The sequence below is a fragment of the Streptomyces sp. CNS606 genome (assembly GCF_000426325.1).
In genome coordinates this window covers 590,809-611,655 of the sequence record NZ_KE384521.1, presented here as the reverse complement: position 1 = coordinate 611,655, position 20,847 = coordinate 590,809, and the positions used below count along the sequence as shown (strand labels likewise).

The 20,847-nt window shown below is 75.0% G+C and carries 18 protein-coding genes; 7 read left to right on the top strand and 11 right to left on the bottom strand.

Going from position 1 to position 20,847, the window contains the following annotated elements; genetic code table 11:
* Window positions 1-121: 121 nt before the first annotated feature.
* Together K304_RS0123510 and K304_RS0123505 are read left to right on the top strand one after the other, a co-directional pair.
* Entirely contained in the window at window positions 122-1,087 is a 966-nt protein-coding gene (locus K304_RS0123510; protein WP_027765712.1) for a glucosyl-3-phosphoglycerate synthase, read from the top strand.
* Between the two features lie 133 nt (window positions 1,088-1,220).
* Window positions 1,221-2,684, top strand: a complete 1,464-nt coding sequence (locus K304_RS0123505; RefSeq protein WP_027765711.1) for a trehalose-6-phosphate synthase — start codon at window positions 1,221-1,223, stop codon at window positions 2,682-2,684.
* A gap of 53 nt (window positions 2,685-2,737) precedes the next feature.
* Here K304_RS0123505 and K304_RS0123500 read toward each other — a convergent pair whose 3' ends face one another.
* The 3 genes from K304_RS0123500 to K304_RS0123490 form a co-directional block, all read right to left on the bottom strand.
* On the bottom strand, window positions 2,738-3,577 hold the full coding sequence (locus K304_RS0123500; protein ID WP_027765710.1) for an endonuclease/exonuclease/phosphatase family protein: 840 nt from the start codon (window positions 3,575-3,577) through the stop codon (window positions 2,738-2,740).
* 66 nt (window positions 3,578-3,643) lie between these two features.
* Window positions 3,644-4,534, bottom strand: a complete 891-nt coding sequence (otsB, locus tag K304_RS0123495) for a trehalose-phosphatase (RefSeq protein ID WP_027765709.1) — start codon at window positions 4,532-4,534, stop codon at window positions 3,644-3,646.
* A gap of 364 nt (window positions 4,535-4,898) precedes the next feature.
* Window positions 4,899-5,159, bottom strand: coding sequence for a DUF3263 domain-containing protein (locus K304_RS0123490; protein ID WP_027765708.1), 261 nt, complete (start codon window positions 5,157-5,159; stop codon window positions 4,899-4,901).
* A gap of 104 nt (window positions 5,160-5,263) precedes the next feature.
* Between K304_RS0123490 and K304_RS0123485 the strand changes: the two genes are divergently transcribed.
* From K304_RS0123485 to K304_RS0123475, 3 genes are all read left to right on the top strand, one after another.
* Window positions 5,264-6,208: an ROK family protein gene (locus K304_RS0123485; protein WP_037791525.1), complete on the top strand. Its 945-nt coding sequence runs from the start codon at window positions 5,264-5,266 to the stop codon at window positions 6,206-6,208.
* On the top strand, window positions 6,205-7,404 hold the full coding sequence (nagA, locus tag K304_RS0123480; RefSeq protein ID WP_027765706.1) for an N-acetylglucosamine-6-phosphate deacetylase: 1,200 nt from the start codon (window positions 6,205-6,207) through the stop codon (window positions 7,402-7,404). The genes K304_RS0123485 and nagA overlap by 4 nt, the downstream gene beginning before the upstream one ends.
* A 127-nt stretch (window positions 7,405-7,531) precedes the next feature.
* Window positions 7,532-8,503 (top strand): 1-phosphofructokinase, encoded by a 972-nt coding sequence (locus K304_RS0123475; protein WP_027765705.1) that lies wholly within the window; start codon window positions 7,532-7,534, stop codon window positions 8,501-8,503.
* A gap of 55 nt (window positions 8,504-8,558) precedes the next feature.
* Here K304_RS0123475 and K304_RS0123470 read toward each other — a convergent pair whose 3' ends face one another.
* Window positions 8,559-9,560, bottom strand: a complete 1,002-nt coding sequence (locus K304_RS0123470) for a CBM35 domain-containing protein (protein ID WP_027765704.1) — start codon at window positions 9,558-9,560, stop codon at window positions 8,559-8,561.
* Between the two features lie 205 nt (window positions 9,561-9,765).
* Entirely contained in the window at window positions 9,766-11,475 is a 1,710-nt protein-coding gene (cdgB, locus tag K304_RS0123465; protein ID WP_027765703.1) for a diguanylate cyclase CdgB, read from the bottom strand.
* 385 nt (window positions 11,476-11,860) lie between these two features.
* Here cdgB and K304_RS0123460 point away from each other — a divergent pair, with 385 nt between their 5' ends.
* The gene (locus K304_RS0123460) at window positions 11,861-12,421 is read left to right on the top strand and encodes a flavin reductase family protein (RefSeq protein WP_486591784.1); all 561 of its coding nucleotides are present in this window, start codon (window positions 11,861-11,863) and stop codon (window positions 12,419-12,421) included.
* 27 nt (window positions 12,422-12,448) lie between these two features.
* Here K304_RS0123460 and K304_RS0123455 read toward each other — a convergent pair whose 3' ends face one another.
* From K304_RS0123455 to K304_RS0123435, 5 genes are all read right to left on the bottom strand, one after another.
* Window positions 12,449-13,117 carry a pentapeptide repeat-containing protein gene (locus tag K304_RS0123455; protein ID WP_027765701.1) on the bottom strand — a complete coding sequence of 223 codons (669 nt, stop codon included), beginning with the start codon at window positions 13,115-13,117 and terminating at the stop codon, window positions 12,449-12,451.
* Window positions 13,118-13,204: 87 nt separating this feature from the next.
* On the bottom strand, window positions 13,205-15,568 hold the full coding sequence (locus tag K304_RS30900) for a SpoIIE family protein phosphatase (protein ID WP_051308753.1): 2,364 nt from the start codon (window positions 15,566-15,568) through the stop codon (window positions 13,205-13,207).
* 179 nt (window positions 15,569-15,747) lie between these two features.
* Window positions 15,748-16,245, bottom strand: coding sequence for a hypothetical protein (locus K304_RS0123445; protein ID WP_027765700.1), 498 nt, complete (start codon window positions 16,243-16,245; stop codon window positions 15,748-15,750).
* 99 nt (window positions 16,246-16,344) lie between these two features.
* Complete coding sequence (locus tag K304_RS0123440; RefSeq protein WP_051308752.1) at window positions 16,345-18,405, bottom strand: SpoIIE family protein phosphatase; 2,061 nt, start codon at window positions 18,403-18,405, stop codon at window positions 16,345-16,347.
* Window positions 18,406-18,641: 236 nt separating this feature from the next.
* The gene (locus tag K304_RS0123435; RefSeq protein WP_027765698.1) at window positions 18,642-19,217 is read right to left on the bottom strand and encodes a TerD family protein; all 576 of its coding nucleotides are present in this window, start codon (window positions 19,215-19,217) and stop codon (window positions 18,642-18,644) included.
* 136 nt (window positions 19,218-19,353) lie between these two features.
* On the opposite strand from K304_RS0123435, the gene arfB reads away from it, so the two are divergent.
* A complete protein-coding gene (arfB, locus tag K304_RS0123430) occupies window positions 19,354-19,782 on the top strand; it encodes an alternative ribosome rescue aminoacyl-tRNA hydrolase ArfB (RefSeq protein WP_027765697.1) in 429 nt (142 codons plus the stop codon).
* A 57-nt stretch (window positions 19,783-19,839) separates the two neighbouring features.
* On the opposite strand, the gene K304_RS30895 is transcribed toward arfB, so the two are convergent.
* The gene (locus tag K304_RS30895) at window positions 19,840-20,601 is read right to left on the bottom strand and encodes a VTT domain-containing protein (RefSeq protein ID WP_051308751.1); all 762 of its coding nucleotides are present in this window, start codon (window positions 20,599-20,601) and stop codon (window positions 19,840-19,842) included.
* Window positions 20,602-20,847: the final 246 nt, after the last annotated feature.

Sequence of the window (20,847 nt, the reverse complement as noted above, 5' to 3'; positions counted from 1 at the left end):
CGTCCGCACCGCGAGACGCGGTGCCCGCAGTGCGGTCGCAGCGGCGCCGTACGCTCGCGCGGCGGCACGCTGGAGCGGGGGCGGGTTCCGACACCTACAGGAAAGCAGCAGGAGAGCAGACGTGCTGGACGAGGTCCGCGACTGGCTGGACCGCCGCTCCTGGGCGGCGGCAGACCGCCCGCTCCCGGCGCTCGCCGCGGCGAAACGCGCCGCCGGGCCGGCCGGCGGCGTCAGCGTCGTGCTGCCCGCCCTCGACGAGGAGGCCACCGTCGGCGAGATCGTCGCCGTGATCCGCCGCGACCTGATGGACGGCCCTCACCCGCTGGTCGACGAGCTGCTCGTGCTCGACTCCGGCTCCACCGACCGTACGGCGGAGGTCGCCGCCGCGGCCGGCGCGAAGGTGGTGCACCGCGACGAGGTGCTGCCACGGGTCCCCGCCGTCCTCGGCAAGGGCGAGGTGCTCTGGCGCTCGCTGCTCGCGACCAGCGGCGAGATCGTCTGCTTCGTCGACGCCGACCTGCGGGACTTCTCCGCCGACTTCGTCTCCGGGATCGTCGGCCCGCTGCTCACCGATCCCGGCCTGCAACTGGTCAAGGCGATGTACGACCGGCCGTTCGGCGCCAGCCCGGAGGGCGGCGGCCGGGTCACCGAACTGGTCGCCCGGCCGCTGCTGAACCTCCACTGGCCGCGCCTCGCGGGCTTCGTCCAGCCGCTCGGCGGCGAGTACGCGGCGCGGCGCACGCTCCTGGAACGGCTGCCGTTCCCCGTCGGCTACGGCGTGGAGCTGGGCCTGCTGGTGGACGCGCTCGGCCTGGCCGGCCTGGACGCGCTGGCCCAGGTGGACGTCGGCGCGCGGCGGCACCGGCACCAGGACGGTCAGGCGCTGGGGCGGATGGCCGCAGCGATCCTCCGCACGGCGGAGGTACGGCTGCCCCGCGGGGGCGACGAGCTCGCGGTGCGGCACCGCCTGACGCAGTTCGCCCGGGCGGACGCGGGCGGCTTCGCGGCCCGGACCTTCGCCGTGGACGAGGTGGAGCGGCCGCCGATGCTGAGCGTCCCCGAGTACGCCGCCCGCCGCCCCGCCTGACCGACCCGGGTGCCCGGCCCCTGCCACGGCGTCTCCTCCCGCCCGCGCGGGACCGGGCGGGCGGCGCGGAGGCGTGCGGCGGCACGGGAGCGGCGTACGTTTGCGCGGGAGCGCGGACGGCTAGGCTCCGGCCATGGTCGCTGAGCGCTCCGCCCAGGTACTCGTCGCGTCGAACAGAGGCCCCGTCGCCTACCGCCCCGCCGAGGACGACCCGGCCCGCCTCACCGCCCGACGGGGCGGCGGGGGCCTCGTGTCGGGGCTGAGCGCGATCGGCCCGGAGACGGGGGCCGTCTGGGTGTGTTCCGCCCTGAGTTCCCCCGACCGGGAGGCCGCCTCCCGCGCCGGGCGGCGGCTGGACTCCGCCGACACCGGCGGCCAGGCCGTGCGGATGCTCGACATCCCCGCCGACGTGCACGACGGCGCCTACAACGGCGTGGCCAACTCCGTGCTGTGGTTCGTGCACCACCTGCTCTACCGGACGCCGGTGGAGCCCTCCTTCGACGCCGAGTTCGCCCGGCAGTGGGCGGCGTACGAGGCGTACAACGCCGCGTTCGCCGACGCCTTGGCGGAGGAGGCCGCCGAGGGCGCGGCCGTGCTGGTGCAGGACTACCACCTCTCCCTGGTGCCCGCGCTGCTCCGCGAACGCCGGCCCGACCTGCGGATCGGGCACTTCTCGCACACCCCGTGGGCGCCGCCGGACTACTACCGGATGCTGCCCGACGACGTCGCCGCCGACGTGCTGCGCGGGGTGCTCGGCGCGGACCGCGCCGGGTTCCTCACCACCCGCTGGGCCCGGGCCTTCGCCGACTGCTGCGCGGAGGTGCTGGGCGCGGAGGTGACGACCGGCGGGGACGGCCGCGTCCACGTCGTGCACGAGGGCCGCACCACCCGCCTGGGCGTGCACCCGCTCGGCGCGGACGGCGACTTCCTCCGCGAGCGCTCCCGGCGCCACGACGTCGCGGAGCGGCGGCAACAGCTGCGCGCCCAGGTCGGCGGCGGCGACCGCCGCATCGTGGTGCGGGTGGACCGCACCGAACTGTCGAAGAACATCGTCCGCGGCCTGTACGCGTTCCGCCGCCTGCTCACCGACCACCCGGAGTGGCAGGGGCGGGTGGTGCACCTGGCGTTCGCCTACCCCTCGCGGCAGGACCTGGCGGTGTACCAGGAGTACACCGCGGAGGTGGCGGAGGTCGCCGAGGAGATCAACGCCGACTTCGGCACGCCGGCGTGGACCCCCGTCGTGCTGCACGTGGAGGACGACTTCGCCCGTTCGCTGGCCGCCTACCGGATGGCGGACGTGGCCCTGGTCAACCCCATCCGCGACGGCATGAACCTGGTCGCCAAGGAGGTCCCCGTGGTCTCCGACGAGGGCTGCGCGCTGGTGCTGTCCCGGGAGGCGGGCGCGTACGCCGAACTGGCCGAGGACGCACTGACCGTCAACCCGTACGACATCGCGGAGACCGCGCGGGCGCTGCACGAGGCGCTGAGCATGCCGAAGGGCGAGCGGGCCGAACGGTCCAAGCGGCTCGCCGACGCGGCCACCGCGCTGCCGCCCGCCGACTGGTTCCTGGAGCAGTTGGAGGGGCTCCGCGGCTGAGGCCGCGCCGGTCGCCCGGACCGGTCGCCCCGGACGCCGGTCCGCCGCGGACGTCAGTCCTCCTCCTCGAGGGCGAGGTCGGCGACCACGGCCAGGTGGTCCGACGGCCAGACGCCGTCCACCGGTCCGTCCCCGGCCCGCCGTACCGACCGCACGTGCCCGACGTTGCCCGGCCCGGGCGGACCGACGTGGACGTAGTCGATGCGCACGCTCGGGTCCCGGCGGGCCGCGACGTGGGGGTTGGCGGCGTCCCAGGTGGCTTCGGGCAGGCCCGGCGCGGCGAACTCCCAGGCGTCCAGGAAGACCTGACGGCCGACCGGCGGCGCGGTGCGCAGACCGCCCAGCAGCCGCATCTCGTCGCTGTCCGGCCAGGCGTTGTAGTCGCCGGTGAGCACCGGCGGGAAGTCCGTGCCGGCGCGGTACTCGGCGACGAACGCGGCGAGCGCCCGCACCTGGGCGCAGCGGACGGCCGACTCGTGCGCGCCGGAGTTGAGGTGGGTGGTGAAGAACGGCACCCGCCTGCCGCCGGGAGCGTCGATCAGCGCGTGCAGGCTGAGCCGTCCGTCCGCCCGGCCGCCGTCGGTGGGCAGCCGCAGCCGGGCCCTGTCGACGACCGGCCACCGGCTCAGCACGGCGTTGCCGACGCCGATCTCGTGCGCGTCCGGGTCGTCGAGCCGGCGCTGCCAGCCCCCGGGCGCGTCGGAGTCGGCGCGCACGCAGTACATGCCGAGGTCCCTGGCGAGGCGGTCGGCGAGGCAGTCGTCGCCGTGCGACCACACCTCCTGCAGGCCCAGGACGTCGGGCTTGACGTCGAGCAGGACCTGCCGGATCGCCTTCCAGCGCCGCTCCCACGGGCCGAAGCGCCACCACAGGTTCCAGGTCATCACGCGCACACCGGGTGCCTCCCCCGTGATCGGCCGCCTCATGCCCTCGCCCGACGGCGAGCCGGACAGGTGGGCTCAGGCCCCGGCGTTCCCGTCCGGGCCGAGGGCGGCGGCCAGCGCCTCCAGCAGCGCGACCACGCCGTCCGGGCCGTCGACCACCAGGTCGGCGCGGTCGGCGAGTTCGCGTACCTCGTCGCTGCCGCTGCACACCAGCAGGCCGCCGACGCCCTCGCTGCGCAGCGCGTCGACGGCCGCGAATGCGGCCAGGTCACCGAGGTCGTCCCCGGCGTACACCACGGACGTCGCGCCCGTCTCGCGGGCGAGGTCGGTCAGAGCCCGGCCCTTGTCCATCCCGGGCGGGCGCAGTTCCAGCACCATCCGCCCCGGTTCGACGGCCAGTCCGTGCCGTGCGGCGAGCGCCGCCATCGGCTCGCGCAGCCGCGCGAAGGCGACGGCCGGCTCGGCGGCGCGGCGAGTGTGCACGGCGACCGCGCCGCCCTTGTCCTCGACGTGCACGCCGTCGGTACCGGGGACGTCGGCGAGTGCGCCGGGCAGTTCCTCCCGCACGGCCTCGACTCCGGGGTGCGGGGGCGGCGCCTCGACGGCGCCGGTGACGGCGTCCCAGCGCTCGGCGCCGTAGGCGCCGAGCACCACCATGCGGTCCAGGTCCGGCACGCCGGCGAGGCCGCCGTACTCGACGGCGGTCGCGGCCGGCCGGCCGGTGACGACGGCGACCGTGGCGAGGTGGGGCGCGAGCCGGGCCAGGGCCGGGACGGCGTCCGGGTGCGCCCGTGCCTGCTCCGGGTCCGGCACGATCGGGGCGAGCACGCCGTCGAAGTCCAGGGCGAGCAGGGCCCGTCCGGGCTGCTCGAAGAGCTTCTCCAGACCACGGCGCCCGGCGGGGGTCAGGGGCGCCGGGCATCGCCGGGTGAAGGACGGGGGGAGAGAACCGAGGTCGCTGCCCATGGGTCCGACCCTACCCACGCGTCGGCCCTGCGCGGGCCGACTCACGGCCGACACACCGCCCACTCGCACGACGCCTCGGCCTCCCGCCGCAGCGGGAGTCCCCGTCCCGGGCGCCCGGGCCCGGCGCGGGGCATCCGGTGACCGGCGGCGAGGGCGCCCACACGCCGGCGACCCGCGACCGTCGCCCACCGGTGCGTCCGGTGTCGCCGAACGCCACGCCGGAGCACGGCCCGCGCCGCCGACCTCGCGGGCTCTCCCGGCCGCACGCAGCACCGCCCGCGCGCGCAGCGCCGCGGAGGGGGGTCGTTCGCGGGCCGGCGGGGCGCACCGCCGATCCGGCCGTCGGTGCGGCCCGCCGGGGCGGTCAGCGGTGGGCGCGGTGGGCTTCGCGGAGGCGGCGGAGGCGGTTGACGGTCACCGGGTCGTGCGCCAGTGCGCGCGGGTCGTCCAGGAGCGCGTTGAGCAACTGGTAGTACCGCGTCGGGGACATGTCGAGCCGTTCCCGTATGGCGCGTTCCTTCTCGCCCGGACCGGACCAGCCGCGCCGTTCGACGGCGAGCACCGCCCTGTCCCGCTCGGACAGGCCGCCCCCGTCATCCGCCTCCGTGTCCGCGTGCGCACTCATGCGACAAACCTACTCGCGCCGGGAACCCCGGACCTCCCTACACGTCGATAAAGATCGCGCAAGTGGACTAGACCTCTCACGGGTGGACGCGGGAGACTGTCCCCGTGAGTCCATACGTCATCGCCCTCGATGTGGGCGGCACCAGGATGAAGGGTGCGCTGCTGGGGCCGGACGCCGGGCGGACGCCGCTGTACGAGGCGCGCCGCGGCACACCGCGCGAGAGCGGCCCGGAGGCGGTCGTCGGCGCCGTCCTCGACTTCGTCGCCGAGCTGCGCGCGGAGGGCGTGGCACGGCTCGGCGCCGAGCCGCGCGGCGCGGGCGTCGTCGTACCCGGCATCGTCGACGAGGCCGGCGGCACGGCGGTCTTCGCGGCGAACCTGGGCTGGCGGGACGTGCCCCTGCGGGACCGGCTGCGTGAACGGCTCGGCACACCGCACGTGGCGCTCGGGCACGACATGCGGGCCGGCGGGCTCGCCGAGGCCCGCATCGGCGCGGGCTCGGGGGTGGACCGGTTCCTGTTCGTCGCACTCGGCACGGGGATCGCCGGAGCCGTCGGCATCGACGGACGCATCGAACCCGGAGCACACGGCGGCGCCGGGGAGATCGGCCACGTCGTGCTGCGCCCGGACGGCCCGCCCTGCGGCTGCGGGCGGCGCGGCTGCATGGAGACCCTGGCGTCGGCGTCCGCCGTGGGCCGCGCGTGGGCGGAAGCGAGCGGTGTCGCGACGGCGACGGCGGCGGACGCCGCTGCCGCGGTCGCGGCCGGCGACGCGCGCGCCGCACAGGTGTGGCGGGACGCCGTCGCCGCGCTGGCGGACGGCCTCGTCGTCGCGGTGACGCTGCTCGACCCGCGGACGCTGGTGATCGGCGGCGGACTCGCGGAGGCCGGCGCCACCCTGTTCGACCCGCTGCGGGCCGCGGTCACCGAACGGCTGACCTTCCAGCACGTGCCCTCGATCGTCCCGGCGGCACTGGGTGACGCCGCCGGCTGCCTGGGCGCGGGACTCCTCGCCTGGGATCTTCTCTCCGCGGAGGTTGTGAGCCGATGACGGCGCAGACACGACGAACGGTCCTGACCGGGGCCCGGGTGGTCCTGCCGGACGGGGTGGCGGACGGCGGCCGGGTGACGGTCCGGGGTCGCACCATCGCCGCCGTCGCCACCCGTCCGGGCGAGGCGGTGCCGCCGGTCACCGCCGCCACCGCGGACGACGAGGTGGACACCCACGAGCTGACCGGCCACTGGCTGGTGCCGGGCTTCGTCGACATGCACGTGCACGGCGGCGGCGGCGCCTCCTTCTCCGCAGGCACGCCCCAGGAGGCGCTGACGGTCGTCGGGACGCACCGCCGGCACGGCACGACCACCATGGTCGCCTCCACCGTGACCGGCGACCTGGACGATCTCGCACGGCAGGCGGGCGCGCTGAGCGAACTGGTGCAGCAGGGCGACCTGGCGGGCGTGCACTTCGAGGGCCCGTTCATCGCCCGCAACCGGTGCGGCGCGCACCAGCCGGAGCTGCTGCGCGACCCGGACCCGGCGGACGTGCGGAAGCTGCTGGACGCCGCGCACGGCACCGCCCGGATGCTGACCCTCGCCCCGGAACTGCCCGGCGGGCTGGACTCGGTGCGGCTGCTCGTCGAGCACGGCGTCGTGGCTGCCGTCGGGCACACCGACGCGACGTACGACGCCACCCGGGAGGCGATCGACGCCGGTGCCACCGTGGCCACGCACCTCTACAACGCGATGCCCGCGCTGGCCCACCGCGCGCCCGGTCCGGTGGCGGCGCTGCTGGAGGACGAACGGGTCACCGTCGAGCTGATCGACGACGGCACGCACCTGCACCCGGCCGCACTCGGTGTGGCGTTCCGCGCGGCCGGGCCGGGCCGGGTGGCGTTCGTGACGGACGCGATGGGCGCGGCCGGGATGGGCGACGGCGTGTACCCCCTGGGCCCGCTGGAGGTCGAGGTGCGCGACGGCGTGGCCCGGCTGGTGGAGGGCGGCTCCATCGCGGGCTCGACGCTGACCATGGATCAGGCGTTCCGCCGCGCGGTCACGGTGGACGGGCTTCCCGTGGCGGACGTGGTGCGGGCGCTGAGCGCCAACCCGGCGCGCCTGCTGGGCGTGTTCGACCGGGTCGGCTCGCTGGAGGCCGGGAAGGACGCGGATCTGGTGGTGCTGGACACGGACTTCGCGCTGACCGCCGTGATGCGTAAGGGCGAGTGGGTGGTTCCGCCGCCGGCAGGGTGACCGCCGGTAAGCCGACGGGGCCGAGGTCTGTGCTCGGCCGCCACGCGATGGCATGATCACCCCCGCACATCAGGTTTTCGTACTACGACGAGGGAACGGCGCACGTGTACTCAGGGGGTGGATCCGCGTGATCCTGACGGTAACGCTCAACACCGCCCTGGACGTCGGCTACCGGGTCCCCCGCCTCGAACGGCACGGCACACACCGCGTGCGCGAGGTGCGGGTCAGACCCGGCGGGAAGGGGCTGAACGTCGCCCGCGTGCTCGCCTCGCTCGGCCACGACGCGGTGGTCACCGGCTTCGCCGGCGGCCGTACGGGCGAGGAGGTGCGGACGCTGCTCGCCCGCCGGGCGGAGGACGCCGCGGCCGCACCGGACGCCGGCTCGCTCACGGACGCCCTCGTCGCCGTCGACGGCGAGACCCGCCGCACGGTCGCCGTGATCGACGACGCCACCGGCGACACCACCCAGCTCAACGAGCCCGGCCCGCACGTCGCCCCGGAGGAGTGGACGGCGTTCCTGACCGCGTACCGGGACCTGCTCGCGGCCGGCGGCGGCCGGTGCCGGGCCGTCGCGCTGTGCGGCAGCCTGCCGCCGGGCGTACCGGTCGGCGCGTACGGGACGCTGGTGCGGGAGGCGAGGAGCGCGGGCGTGCCGGTGCTGCTGGACACCAGCGGCGAGCCGCTGCGGCGCGGGCTGGCCGCCCGTCCGGACGTCGTCAAGCCCAACGTCGCGGAACTGGCGGGCATCACCGGCACCAACGAGCCGCTGCGGGCGGCGCGCGAGGCGCGTCGCCGGGGCGCGCGGGAGGTCGCGGCGTCGCTCGGCCCGGACGGGATGCTGGCCCTCACCGAGGACGGCGTCTGGCGGGCGGCCCCGGCGCGCCGGCTGGCGGGGAACCCGGCGGGCGCCGGGGACTCGGCGGTCGCCGGGCTGCTGTCCGGTCTGGTCGAGGGCCTCTCCTGGCCGGACCGGCTGGTGCGCGCGGTGGCCCTGTCGGCGGCCACCGTCGCGGCCCCGGCCGCCGGGGAGTTCGACGCCCCGGTCTACGCCGAGATGCTGCCCCGCGTCGAGGTCACCGAGCGGACGGCGGCGGCGTGACGGCCCAGGGGACGCGGGGACCGGGGGCGCGCGGACGCGGCGGGGCTCGGCCCGGTCAGCCCTTCCAGCCGGGCTTCAGCCAGATCTGGTCGAGGGCGAACGCGCACGTGTTGCCCTGCTCGCAGGACACCGTGATGTCGTTCCTCCCCTCCTCGAGGACCACGTAGGAGTAGCTCGTGGTCCAGCCCTTCTCCCAGTCGCCCTTCTTGGCGTTGGCGAAGTTCTTCATGCTCAGCGGCCGGTCGTGCGGGTCGCCGTTGACCACGAGGGTGGAGTCCGCGTCCCGGCCGGGGACGGAGTAGCGGACCATCACGGTGTACTTGCCCGCCTTCGGCACCTCGGGGCTCCAGGTCGCGCTGTCACCGGCGTTGGGCATCGTCACGTACGACCCGTTGCGGCTCTGGGCGCCGGGGACCGTGTTCGCCGCGGTGGCCTTGCCGGCCAGCGTCAGCGCGGCGGCGTCCTCGGTGGGAAGGTCGAGCGGCTTGTCCTTCTGGCCCTCGTCCTTGCCGCCGGTGTCCTGCTCCTCGCCGCCGGCGCCCGCGGTCGGGGTGGTGCCGGCCTGCGGGTTGCCCGTGCCGCCGCTGTCGTCGCTGTTGAAGAGCATCGCGGTACCGATGCCGATGACCACGGCGGCGACCACGGCCACGGCCACGATCAGCAGTCCGTTGCGGTTGCCGCCGGACCCGCGGCCGCCACGGCCACGGCCGGACGGGCCGCCCTTGGAACCGTCCCCCTGCCGGCGGACCGCGGCGCGGCCGCCGGGCATCGTCTCCGGCGCCGCATAGTGCGCGCTGGGGCTGCCGGTGCCGTGCTGCTGGAACGCGGTGGCCTGGCCGCCCTGCCGGCCGCCGTGGGCCTGCTGCCCGCCATAGGTCTGCTGTCCGCCGTACTGGCGTTCGCCGACCGCGCGGACCTGGTTGTACGAACGCCGGGGGACCCCGGGCTGCGGTGCCGTCGCCGCGCGCCCCTCCGCGCCGCCGCCTTCCTGGCGGTACAGATAGGCGAACGGATCGTCGCCCTCCGGCGCACCCGTGCCCTGGTTCTCGGCGGTCATCCCCTGTCACTCCCTCTGCGTCAGGTATCCGGCCGAGCCTACATCCCGGGGGTGGGCCCGACGCCAACGCGGAAGTGATCACCCGTCGGACAACCGGCGAAGTCCCAGCTCACCGCACGTCCCGTGCCCCCCCGGCCGTCGGGGCACGTCTCAACCCTCGGGACACGGACGGCGACACGCGGTGCGGACGCCGCGCGGCGACCCGTCAGCCCGCGCGGCGGCGGCCGCCGGACCGGGAGCGCTTCTCCACGTACATGCGCTGGTCCGCGGACTGGAGGACCTCCTCGGCCGTCATGCCGCAGGCCGCCCAGCCGATGCCGAAGCTCGCCCCGACCCGGACCGCGCGGCCGTCGACGCGGATGGGCGGGATGATGGCGTTGCGCAGCCGCACCGCCAGGTCCTGGGCCTCGGCGGGGCCGACGCCGTCCGCCAGCACCACGAACTCGTCGCCGCCCAGGCGGGCCACGGTGTCGTTGTCGCGTACGCCCGCGGAGAGCCGGCGTGCGACCTCGATCAGCACCGCGTCGCCGCAGTGGTGGCCGAACCGGTCGTTGATCGACTTGAACCCGTCCAGGTCGCAGAAGAGGACGGCGAGTCCCTTCTGCCCGTCGTGGTGCGGCGGCACCGCGTGGTCGTGGTGCGCGGCGTAGCGGTCGAAGGCGGGGATTCCGGAGGCCGGGGTGTCGTACGGCCCCTCGAAGGCCTCCAGCGCCCCCAGGCCCGCGGCGGTCGCCGCGGCGGGGTCGGTCAGCGGCGCGACGGTCGGGTCGGCCGCCGGGCGGGGCGCCTGGGTGAGCACCGGTCCGATGCCCCCGTCGGCACCGCCCGGTGCTCCGGCCGTGCCGGCGCACAGCCGTGCGCCGAGCCGCGCGCGCAGTTCGGCGCTGTTGGGCAGGCCGGTGAGGGAGTCGTGGCTGGCGCGGTGGGCGAGCTGGATCTCGTGCCGCTTGCGCTCCTCGATGTCCTCGACGTGTGTCAGCAGGAATCGGGGCCCGTCGGCCGCGTCGGCGACGACGGAGTTGCGCAGCGAGACCCAGACGTAGCTGCCGTCGCGCCGGGCCAGGCGCAGCTCGGCGCGGCCCCCCTCGGCGGAGGTGCGCAGCAGCGTGCCGATGTCCTCGGGGTGGACGAGGTCGGAGAAGGAGTAGCGGCGCATGGCGGCGGCCGGGCGGCCCAGCAGCCGGCACAGCGCGTCGTTGGCGCGCATCAGGCGGCCGTGCTGGTCGCCGCCCATCTCGGCGACGGCCATGCCGCTCGGCGCGTACTCGAACGCCTGGCGGAAGCTCTCCTCGCTGGCCCGGAGTGCCTGCTGCTCGCGTTCGAGGCGGACCAGGGCGCGCTGCATGTTGGCGCGCAGCCGGGCGTTGGAGAGGGCGATGGCGGCCTGGGTGGTGTAGAGCTGGAGGGCTTCCAGGGTCCAGGTGCCGGGGCGGCGGCCGTTGCGCGGCTTGTCCAGGGACATCACGCCGAGCAGTTCGCTGCCGGAGGTGTAGAGCGGCGCGAAGAGGCGGTCGCTGGGCTGCCAGCGGTCGGTGTCGTCGCTGACCGGTGCGGGCGTGTGCCATTGGGGGACGTCGTCGTTGTCGAGTATCCAGCCCTCGTGGCAGGGGATGAAGCGCAGCGACCCGGACGGCTCGCCCATCGCGAGGCGCCGTTCCCAGGAGGCGCGGGAGCCCACCCGGCCGGCCATGGCCGTCTCGGCGGCCTCGCTGCCGGCCACGGCGGCGACGACCAGGTCGCCGTCGGGGCGGACGAAGTTGACGGCACAGAGTTCGAAGCCCAGCCCCTCGACGACGCCGTCGGCGATGGTCTGGAGGGTGTCGGCCATGCTGCGTGCGGTGTTGAGCTTCGCCACCGCCTGGTGCAGGGCCCGCAGACTGGCGAGGCGGACGTAGGGCTCCGACTCTGTCTCCATCGCCTCCCCCTGAGCTTCGGCGTGAACGTCGGCTCCGCGAGCGTTCCGCGCGCCTCCCGGCGCGCGCGTTCCCGTGCACGTGCACGTGCAGGTGACCACTGAATCACAGTCAGCACCACAGCCGGTACACAGGGTCAACATTAAATCGCTTCTGTGACTCAAGTCACTGGACGGGGCGCGAAAGGGGCGCACAACCCGCGCGAAAACAGCGCGGACAGGACACCGAATCGGCACGGACCGGACGTCGGCCGTCCGTTTCCCGCCGTCACCAGGCCGGAGGCCCGGCGGCGGGGACGTCGGGGCGCCGGGCCGGACAGGACCTAGGTCCTGCCTGGTTCCCAGGTCCGATGCGGGGGCGGTGCGACGCCGGATACCGTCTTCTGACGTGTCCCGAGCATTGCAGCAGCAGACGACGAAGACGCCCGTGCCCCATCCTGAAGGGGTGAGCGAGGAGGAGTTCAAGGCCGCCATGGCCCGGCTGGCGGCCGGAGTGGTCCTGGTGTCGGCCCACGACCCGGACGACGGGCCCCGCGGCGAGGACGTCGGCATGACCGCGACCGCCTTCCTGTCCGTCTCGCTGGAACCCCCGCTCGTCATGGTCAGCGTGCGGGACGGGTCACGCATGGACGAGGTGCTGGAGCGGCAGCCGCGCTGGGCGGCGTGCCTGCTCACCGAGGGGCAGCGGCACATCGCCGGCAGGTTCGCGATGAAGGGGCGCCTCAGCGACCGGCTGCTCTTCCAGGAGCTGCCGCACGACCGCGGCGAGGCCAGCGGCGCACCCCTGCTGCGCGAGGCGCTGGCCGTCGTGGAGTGCCACACCGAGCAGCGGGTGCGGGCGGGCGACCACAACCTGGTCATCGCCCGCGTCCTCACCTCGTCCGTCCGGCACGGCGAGAGCACCGGCCCGCTCACCTACTTCCGCGGCCGGTACCGCACGCTCTCCTGACTCCTTCCCGTCCGCCCTCATCCGACCTCAGTCCAGGACGCGCACCCCCAGCTGGGCCGCGAACGCCGGAGCCAGGTCCATCAGCTGCCCGGTGCCGATCACGGCGCCGGAGAGCCGGTCGACGCCGCCCGCGAAGCCGAGTTCGGCGGCGTCCCGCAGGTCCACGTCGCGCAGCCGGGCGGCGGACAGGTCGGCACCGCGCAGGGCGCAGTCGCGGAAGGACACCCGCTCCAGACGCGCCCCGCCGAAGTCCGGCTCGACCAGGACGCAGCCGTCGAAGGTCACGTCCACGAGCGTGGCCTGCCGCAGGTTGAGGACGTCGAGCTTGCCGCCGCGGACGTGCACCCGGGTCAGCCGGGCGCCGTGCAGCTGGGCGCCGCCGAGCCGGGCGCCGGTCAGCTCGACGTCCCTCAGCTCCGCGTCCGCGAGGTCGGTGCCGACGCCGGTGACGCCCTCCAGGACGGAGTCGATCAGGCGGGCACGCTTCAGCCGGGTCTCGGTCAGGTCGCACTGCCGCAGCGCGCAGTCCAGGAAGGTGCTGCCGCCGCCGTCCGCGCGCGACAGGTCGAGGCCGGTGAGCGACTCGGTGTCGTGGTCGCCGTCCGGCTCCAGGCCCGGCCCCTCGTACGGGGTGAGGTCGGGCAGCGAGAGCTGCGGAAGCTGCGGCCGGGGTACGGAAGGTCGCGTGCTCGCCATCCCGCCATCGTGCACCGTGCCTCTGACAACGCGCCCCGGCGTGCTGTGCGGCACGGACCGGCTCCGGCGGCTCCGGGGGCGCGTCCGCTACTGCTCCTCGGTGCCGTCGGGCAGCCGCTGGCCGGTCCAGATGGTCTTGCCGCACGGCGTGTAGCGGCTGCCCCAGCGCTCGGTGAGCTGGTGGATCAGGAACAGGCCGCGGCCGCCCTCGTCGGTGGGGCGGGCGCGGCGCAGATGCGGATGGGTCTGCGTCGGGTCGGAGACCTCGCAGATCAGCGTCTCGTCCTTGATCAGCCGCAGCGTCACCGGCCCGCCGGCGTACCGGATGGCGTTGGTGACCAGTTCGCTGGCGATGAGCTCGGTGGTGAAGACCAGGTCGTCCAGTCCCCAGGAGGCGAGCTGGGCGGCGACGACCTCGCGTGCCTGCCCGACGATCGCCGGGTCGGCGGGGAACCGCCATTCGGCGGTGTGGTCGGCGGGCAGCCGCCGCGGCCAGGCGAGGAGCAGGGTGGTGTCCGCGTCGGGCGTCTTCGGGACCAGGCTGCTGAGCGTCTCGCGGACGACGTCGGCGGGCGAGGAGTGCGTCCGTGCGGCCTCTCCGAGGGCGTCGCACAGGCGCGGCGCGGGCGAGCGGTCCTCCCGTGCGGGCGGCAGGTTGCCGGAGTAGAAGGCGAGCCGGCTGCCGGGTTCGAGGGCCAGCTCAAAGGGTTCGAGCGGTTCGCCGGCCTCCCCCAGCGGCGGGCCCGGTTCGCACGTCGCCAGCGCGCAGTCCCCGTCCGGGGAGATCACGGCGGGCGGCGGGTGCCCCGCGGACGCCATCGTGCAGTGCCCGGTCACCGGGTCGTAGACCGCGTAGAGGCAGGTGGAGCCCTTGATCCGGCCGGCCGGTCCGCAGGTGGTGGCGTCGTCCGCGGAGAGGCGTTCGACCAGGTCGTCCAGGTGGGCGAGGAGTTCGTCGGGCGGAAGGTCGAGGTCGGACAGCGTCTGCACGGCCGTGCGCAGCCGCCCGGTGGCCGCCGTGGCCTCCAGGCCGTGGCCGACCGAGTCGCCCACGACGAAGGCGACGCGCGCGGAGGACAGCGGGATGACGTCGAACCAGGTGCCCCCGACGCCCGCCGTGGTGGCCGCGGGAAGGCAGCTGCCGGCGGCCTCGGCGGCGCTCACCTCGACCAGCGAGGGCGGCAGCAGGCTGCGGCGCAGCGCCTCGGCGGTCCGCCGTTCCTGGGTGTAGCGACGGGCGTTGTCCACGGCGAGCGCGGCCCGGCTGACGACCTCCTCGGCGAGGTCGGCGTCGCGCCGGTCGAACGGGGCGGAGCCCTTCCGGCGCCACAGGTGCGCCGAGCCCAGCACCAGGCCGCGGGCGTGCAGCGGCACCCACATGTAGGACGCGGCGCCCTCGGCGAGGAAGAGCCGCCGCCGGTGGTCGTCGTCCGACCAGGCGTCCCGTATCTCGTCCAGGTCGGGCACCTGCACGGCACGCTCCCGCAGGTACTCGGTCTCCAGCGTGCGGGTGAGGGCCGTCTCGCCCGGCTGGTACAGCTCGGGGGGCCACTCCCCCTCGGCGGCCGCCACGCCCACCCGCGTGAACGGCGCGCCGCGCGCGATGTCGCCCGGCTCCTCGCCGACCAGCACCACCTCGGTGAAGTCGACGGCGGCGAGGTCGGCGAACTCCGGCACGAGGAAGTCGGCGAGTTCCTCCGCGCAGCGGGTCAGGTCCAGGGAGGTGCCGATGCGCTTGGCGGCCTCGCTGACCATGGCCAGCCGCTCCCGGTCGCGGTGCGCGTCGGTGATGTCGATGACCGAGGTGAGCACGCCTCGGCCGGCGCCGTCGAGGTCGAGCAGCGGGAGCGCGGAGAGCGACACGACGCGGTCGTCGTCCGGCCGGCCCAGGCAACGCGCGCGGTGCGGCACGCCCATGACGGGCTCGCCGGTCTCGGCGACCCGGCTCAGCGTGGCGACCACCCGGGCCGCGTCCTCCGCCTCCAGGAACGACTCGGGGTGCCGGGGCTCCGGCCGGGCGTCCCGCCCGCTTGTGTCAGGGTCCCCGCGGCCGACGGCGAGGGGGCGGAAGCAGTCGTGGCCGAGGTTGGTGCGGGTGACGCGCAGCAGGGCGTCGTGGACGGCCAGGCCGACGCGTGACTGCGAGAACAGGGCGCGCACCAGCGCGTCCTCCTCGAGGAGACGTTCCTGCCGGTTCCGTTCGGCGGCCCGCCGGTCCGCGGCGCGCCGCGGACCCCGCCGCCGGTCGCCGTCGTCGTCCGCGCCGGGCCGCTCCTCGCCGCCTCGCGGGCACCGGTCGTCCCCGGAGGCCGGGGTGGGCACGGGATGGCCGCCCGGTTCGTCGTCGGAGTCGCGGGACATGCCGCCGTCACGCCCGTCGGCGGAACGCGCCACGCCGAGGATCTCCGCGGCGTGCTCGAGGGAGGGGGACCGCGGTTCGGGGGGATTCATACGGCATGTCCTGTCTGTGGCGACACCATCGGGCGGGAGGTGCTGCGACGGCACCTGGCCGGCGCCACGATGAGACCCATAGGGGGAAATGTCTCACCTCCACCGTAGCTCCGCACCACCCCGGGACGGAACCGGTGGGTAACAAACCCCCGGCACGCCCACGCAGCGTCGCCGACCGCCTACAGACGGGGAAAGCGTGCCCGAAGGCTCCACACCTCGGGGTTCGCGTCGAGCCCTTCGTGCATGTCGACGAGGTCGGCCAGCAGGTCGTGCAGGAAGTCGCGGGCCTCGCGCCGCAGCTCCGCGTACCCGAGCACGAGCGGCGGCTCGTGCGGAGCGGCCCAGTCCGCGGTGACCTCCACCGTGCCGAAACGGCGCTCGAAACGCAGCCGGTCGACGCTCTCGGTGAAGTCGATCTCGGCCCGCTGCGGGCCCGGCGAGCGGCCGCCGAGGGGGTCGCGGTCCAGCCGCTCGGCGATGTCGCAGAGCGCCCAGGCGAAGTCCAGCACCGGCAGCCAGCCCCAGGCCGTGGACACCTCGTGGTCCGTGTCGACGTCCGCGAGGTACACGTCGCCGCAGAAGAGGTCGTGCCGCAGCGCGGTCCGGTCGGCGACGCGGTAGTCGGTCTGCGGCGGGTCGGGGAAGCGGGAGGAGAGGGCGTAGCCGATGTCGAGCACGCCCCGATGCTGTCACGGGCCCGGTGCGCGGCCGTCGGGCGGTGGCGCGGGCGCGCGACGCGGCGGCCGACGCGCGTGCTCGCCGGCGCGCACCGCGGCTCAGGCGCCGCGCGGGTCCGGCGCCGTGCGCAGCGCGATCAGCGCGATGTCGTCGCTGGTGCCGGGGTTGTGGCGGTCGACCAGCTCGTCGCAGAAGTCCTCCAGCGGTGCCGTCACCAGCGTCTCGGCCCGCTCCCGGAGGCGTTCCAGGCTGGTGTCGATGTCCTCTCCGGGCCGCTCGACCAGGCCGTCGGTGTAGAGCAGCAGGGTGCAGTCGGGGCCCAGCCGCTCCAGGGCGTTGCCGCGGGGGATCTCCGGGGAGACGCCGCCGAGCAGCGGGCCGTGCGACGCCTCCAGGAAGCGTGAGCTGCCGTCGGCCTCGACGACCAGCGGCGGCGGATGGCCGGCGACGGCGTAGTTGAGCCGCCAATGGCCGTCGCCCATCGGCTCGACGCGGCAGAACACGCAGGTCGCGGTGGTCTCTTCGGGGCCGAGGCACTGCGCGGCCAGGTCGAGCCGGCGCACGATGTCGCCGGGCGGCTCGGTGCGGTCGACCGCCAGCCCGCGCAGCATGTTGCGCATCCGGCTCATGGTGACGGCCGCGGCCAGGTCGTGGCCGGCGACGTCTCCGATCACCAGACTGGCCACTCCGTCCGGCAGCAGGAAGGAGTCGTACCAGTCGCCGCCCACCTGGGCGGTGGTGGCGCTGGCGCGGTAGCGCGCGCTGATCCGGAGTCCGGGCACGTGCGGCGGCGCGGTCAGCAGACTGTGCTGCAGCGCGTTGGCGACCCGTCGGGTGCGGTGCAGTTCCAGGGCGTTGCGCAGCGGTCCGTGGGCGTGCTCCAGGATGTCGCGGATCAGCTCGGTGTCCTGGTCGGAGATGGCCTCCCGCACGCCGCAGACGAAGGCCGAGACCACCGCGGCGACCGTGCCGTCCACCAGCACGGGCACCAGGACGCCGCTGTGCGCCTGGGCCTTGACGATCCACGGCGCGAGCGCGGGCGGGGCGAACCCGGGCGGCGCCTGGCCGGGCGGAAACGTCGCACGGGCGGGCACCCGGGCCAGCGCGGCGTGGGTGAAGGCGCTGTGGACGTGCGGGTCGACGTGCTCGTCGCGCAGCGGAGGCAGCCGCGCCTCCAGTCCACGCCGGGCGGTGGCGGCCACCCGCTGGACGGTCAGGGTCTCGGCCTTCGAGCCGTCGCCCGGCGACTCGGGCAGCAGGTAGATGCCGCACTGGTCGGCGAGCGCGGGCACCACGACGTGGCTGAGCGCGGCGAAGGACTCCTCCGCGCTCGATGCGTCGCCGACCACGGCGGCGGCCCGGGCGAGGAGCGCGGCGCGGCGCTCCTCCAGCCATTCCTCCTCGATGTCGGAGCACCCGGCCACCCACTCCACGAGCGACCCGTTCTCCCGCAACGGCACGGCACCGATGCGGCAGTGCCGGTAGGAGCCGTCCCGGTACCGCAGCCGGTAGACGTGCTCGAAGCGTTCGGGAACGTCGCGCACGGCGTCGCGCCACGCCTTCTCCAGCGCGGGCCGGTCCTCCGGGTGCGCGGTGTCCAGCCAGCCGTCGCCGATCAGCTCGGCCCGCGTACGGCCGGTCACGTGCTCCCAGCCGGACACCTCCAGCGCCCGGCCGGCCGGGTCGGCCACCAGGGTCTTCTGCTCGCTGGCCCCGACCAGCCGCTGGAACCGGTGGAGGATGCGCCGCTGCGCCTCGATCTGACCGGTGACCTCGGTGGAGACCACCAGCACGCCGCGCAGGCCGTCCGGTGCGACCGCCGGGGAGAGGCTGCAGGTGAAGAGCTTCTCGGCGGGGCCCTCTCCGGGGAGGTGCAGCACCACCGGGAGAGCGGTGAAGACGTACGGCTCGCCGGTGCGCTGGACGGCGTCCATGCGGCTCAGGAACTCGTCGCCGGCCAGGTCGGGGCAGGCCCGGGCGAAGGGGGTGTCGAGCGGGGCGTCGCCGAACAGGCCGCGGTGCCGGGGGTTGGCGTAGGCGAGGCGGTGGTCGGTGCCCCAGGTCGCGGCGACCGTGAACGGCGCGGCGTCGAACGCCTGCGCGGGCAGCCCCGGGGGAGGCACGGCACGCCGCCCGCGCGGCCTGGCGGAGGAGGTCACGAGGTGTCACCCCCTACCGGTGCGACGAGTCCCTCGGGCTGTCAGGTCTCACCTGGCCATTGTCGCTCCGCCGCCCGCCCCGGTCCACGCGGCGGCGACACCCGGACGAGCCGGTCCGGGGGACGGGGGCGCGTGAGGTCGCCCCGCACGACGCCGGCCCGGTCTCCCTGCGGGGGAGGCCGGGCCGGCGGGGGCGGTGCCGCCGGGCCGCCGGGCCCTGGTGGCAGTGCGCGCGGTCAGACGTTGACGCCGAAGTCCTGCGCGATGCCGACGAGACCGGAGGCGTAGCCCTGGCCCACGGCGCGGAACTTCCACTCGGCGCCGTTGCGGTACAGCTCGCCGAAGACCATCGCGGTCTCGGTCGCCGCGTCCTCGCTGAGGTCGTAGCGCGCGATCTCGGTGCCGCCGGCCTGGTTGACGACACGGATGAACGCGTTGCGCACCTGGCCGAAGTTCTGGCTGCGGGACTCCGCGTCGTAGATCGAGACCGGGAAGACGATCTTGTCGATCTCGCCGGGCAGCGCGGCCAGGTTGACGTTGATCTGCTCGTCGTCGCCCTCACCCTGACCGGTGACGTTGTCGCCCGAGTGCACGATCGACTGGTCCGGGGTGGCGCGGTTGTTGAAGAAGACGAAGTGCTGGTCGGAGTGGACCCGTCCGGCCCCGTTCACCGCGATGGCGCTGGCGTCGAGGTCGAAGTCCGTGCCCGTGGTGGTACGGACGTCCCAGCCGAGGCCGACCGTGACGGCGGTGAGGCCGGGCGCCTCCTTGGTGAGTGAGACGTTGCCGCCCTTGGACAGGCTTACAGCCATGGGGTTGCCCTTTCGTTGCGAATATCTCGGGTCCGTACCCTTCACCACCCACAACGCCACCGGGCCGGGCCCGGGTTCCCACGGCGGTGCGAAAACGCCGTGACGGCGGACGGCTGGACACGCGACGATGGGACGCATGTCCGGTCCCCATGTCATCCGCGGCTCCGTCCCGCTCCCGGAGTCCGAGCTCCGCTGGCGTTTCAGCAGGTCCTCGGGGCCGGGCGGGCAGCACGTCAACACCAGCGACAGCAGCGTCGAACTGCGTTTCGACCTCGCCGCCACCGAGGCGCTGCCCCAGGTGTGGAAGACGCGCGCCCTGGAGCAGCTGGCGGGCCGCCTGGTGGCCGGCGTCCTGGTCGTACGGGCGAGCGAGCACCGCTCGCAGTGGCGGAACCGCGAGACGGCGGCCGTACGGATGGCCGCGCTGCTCGCCGAGGCCACCGCGCCGCCGCCCCGGCCGCGGCGGAAGAAGCGGATACCGCGCGGCGTCAACGAGCGGCGGCTGCGGCAGAAGAAGCAGCGCGGCGACCTGAAGCGCGGGCGCTCCGGGCGCGACTGGGGGTAGACCCCGTGACGATCGCGCGGCCCCCGGGACCCGTCGCGGCCCCGCGGCGACGGGAGCTCAGCGCAGGGCGTGCCGGCCGCGGCGGCGCGGCCGGTCGGCCCGGCGGGCGGCCCTGCGCCCGGCGTCGTGGCTCTGCCCGGAGCCGCCGCCGTTCCCGCTGCCGTTCCGGTCGCCGTCTCCGGGGCCGCGGCCCTTGCCGGACGAGCGCCGCGCCCGCAGGAACTCGATCACGATCGGCAGCACCGACAGCAGCACGATGCCGATCAGGATCGCCTCGATGTGCTGGTGCACGAAGTCGACCTGGCCCAGCGCGGCACCGAGCAGGGTGACGCCCGCGCCCCACAGGACACCGCCGAGGACGTTGAAGGTGACGAACGAGCGGTAGTTCATCCGGCTCACGCCGGCCACGATCGGCGTGAACGTCCGCACGATCGGCACGAAGCGGGCCAGCACCAGCGACTTGGGGCCGTACTTCTCGAAGAAGTCGTGCGCCTTCTCGACGTTCTCCTGTTTGAAGAACCGCGAGTCCGGGCGTTTGAAGAGCGCCGGACCGACCTTGCGGCCGAAGAGGTAGCCGACCTGGTCACCGAGGACCGCGGCGATCACGACCAGGCTGCACACCAGCCACAGCGGGTAGTGCAGGTACTGGCCCGTCGCCACCAGCAGACCGGTGGTGAACAGCAGCGAGTCGCCCGGCAGGAAGAAACCGAAGAAGAGCCCCGACTCGGCGAAGACGATGACGAGGATGCCGATCAGCCCGAAGGTCTGGATCAGGTAGTCCGGATCCAGCCAGCTCGGCCCGAGCGCGAGATTCGTCACGGAAGCGGCTCCTCGTCATGCGGAAGACGGGCGGAAAGCGGACGACGCGACGTCAAGAAGGACCAGGCCCGCACGCCGGGCTCTGGTCCTGCACGGAGCCCTGCCGACGCGGCGCCGGGCTCGGGGTGTACGTCTGCCGCCTCAGTCTACCGCCTGGGCCGACGCCTGCCGCCTGGGCCGACACCCCCTCAGGCGCCGACATGCAGGCGCCTGAGGCCGGTCCTAGCATCGGAAGAGGTTCACGAT

Coding starts and splice junctions, on each gene's coding strand:
- K304_RS0123505 (WP_027765711.1), top strand. CDS start 1,221: ATGGTCGCTGAGCGCTCCGCCCAGGTACTCGTCGCGTCGAACAGAGGC.
- otsB (WP_027765709.1), bottom strand. CDS start 4,534: ATGGGCAGCGACCTCGGTTCTCTCCCCCCGTCCTTCACCCGGCGATGC.
- K304_RS0123490 (WP_027765708.1), bottom strand. CDS start 5,159: ATGAGTGCGCACGCGGACACGGAGGCGGATGACGGGGGCGGCCTGTCC.
- nagA (WP_027765706.1), top strand. CDS start 6,205: ATGACGGCGCAGACACGACGAACGGTCCTGACCGGGGCCCGGGTGGTC.
- K304_RS0123470 (WP_027765704.1), bottom strand. CDS start 9,560: ATGACCGCCGAGAACCAGGGCACGGGTGCGCCGGAGGGCGACGATCCG.
- cdgB (WP_027765703.1), bottom strand. CDS start 11,475: ATGGAGACAGAGTCGGAGCCCTACGTCCGCCTCGCCAGTCTGCGGGCC.
- K304_RS0123455 (WP_027765701.1), bottom strand. CDS start 13,117: ATGGCGAGCACGCGACCTTCCGTACCCCGGCCGCAGCTTCCGCAGCTC.
- K304_RS30900 (WP_051308753.1), bottom strand. CDS start 15,568: ATGAATCCCCCCGAACCGCGGTCCCCCTCCCTCGAGCACGCCGCGGAG.
- K304_RS0123435 (WP_027765698.1), bottom strand. CDS start 19,217: ATGGCTGTAAGCCTGTCCAAGGGCGGCAACGTCTCACTCACCAAGGAG.
- arfB (WP_027765697.1), top strand. CDS start 19,354: ATGTCCGGTCCCCATGTCATCCGCGGCTCCGTCCCGCTCCCGGAGTCC.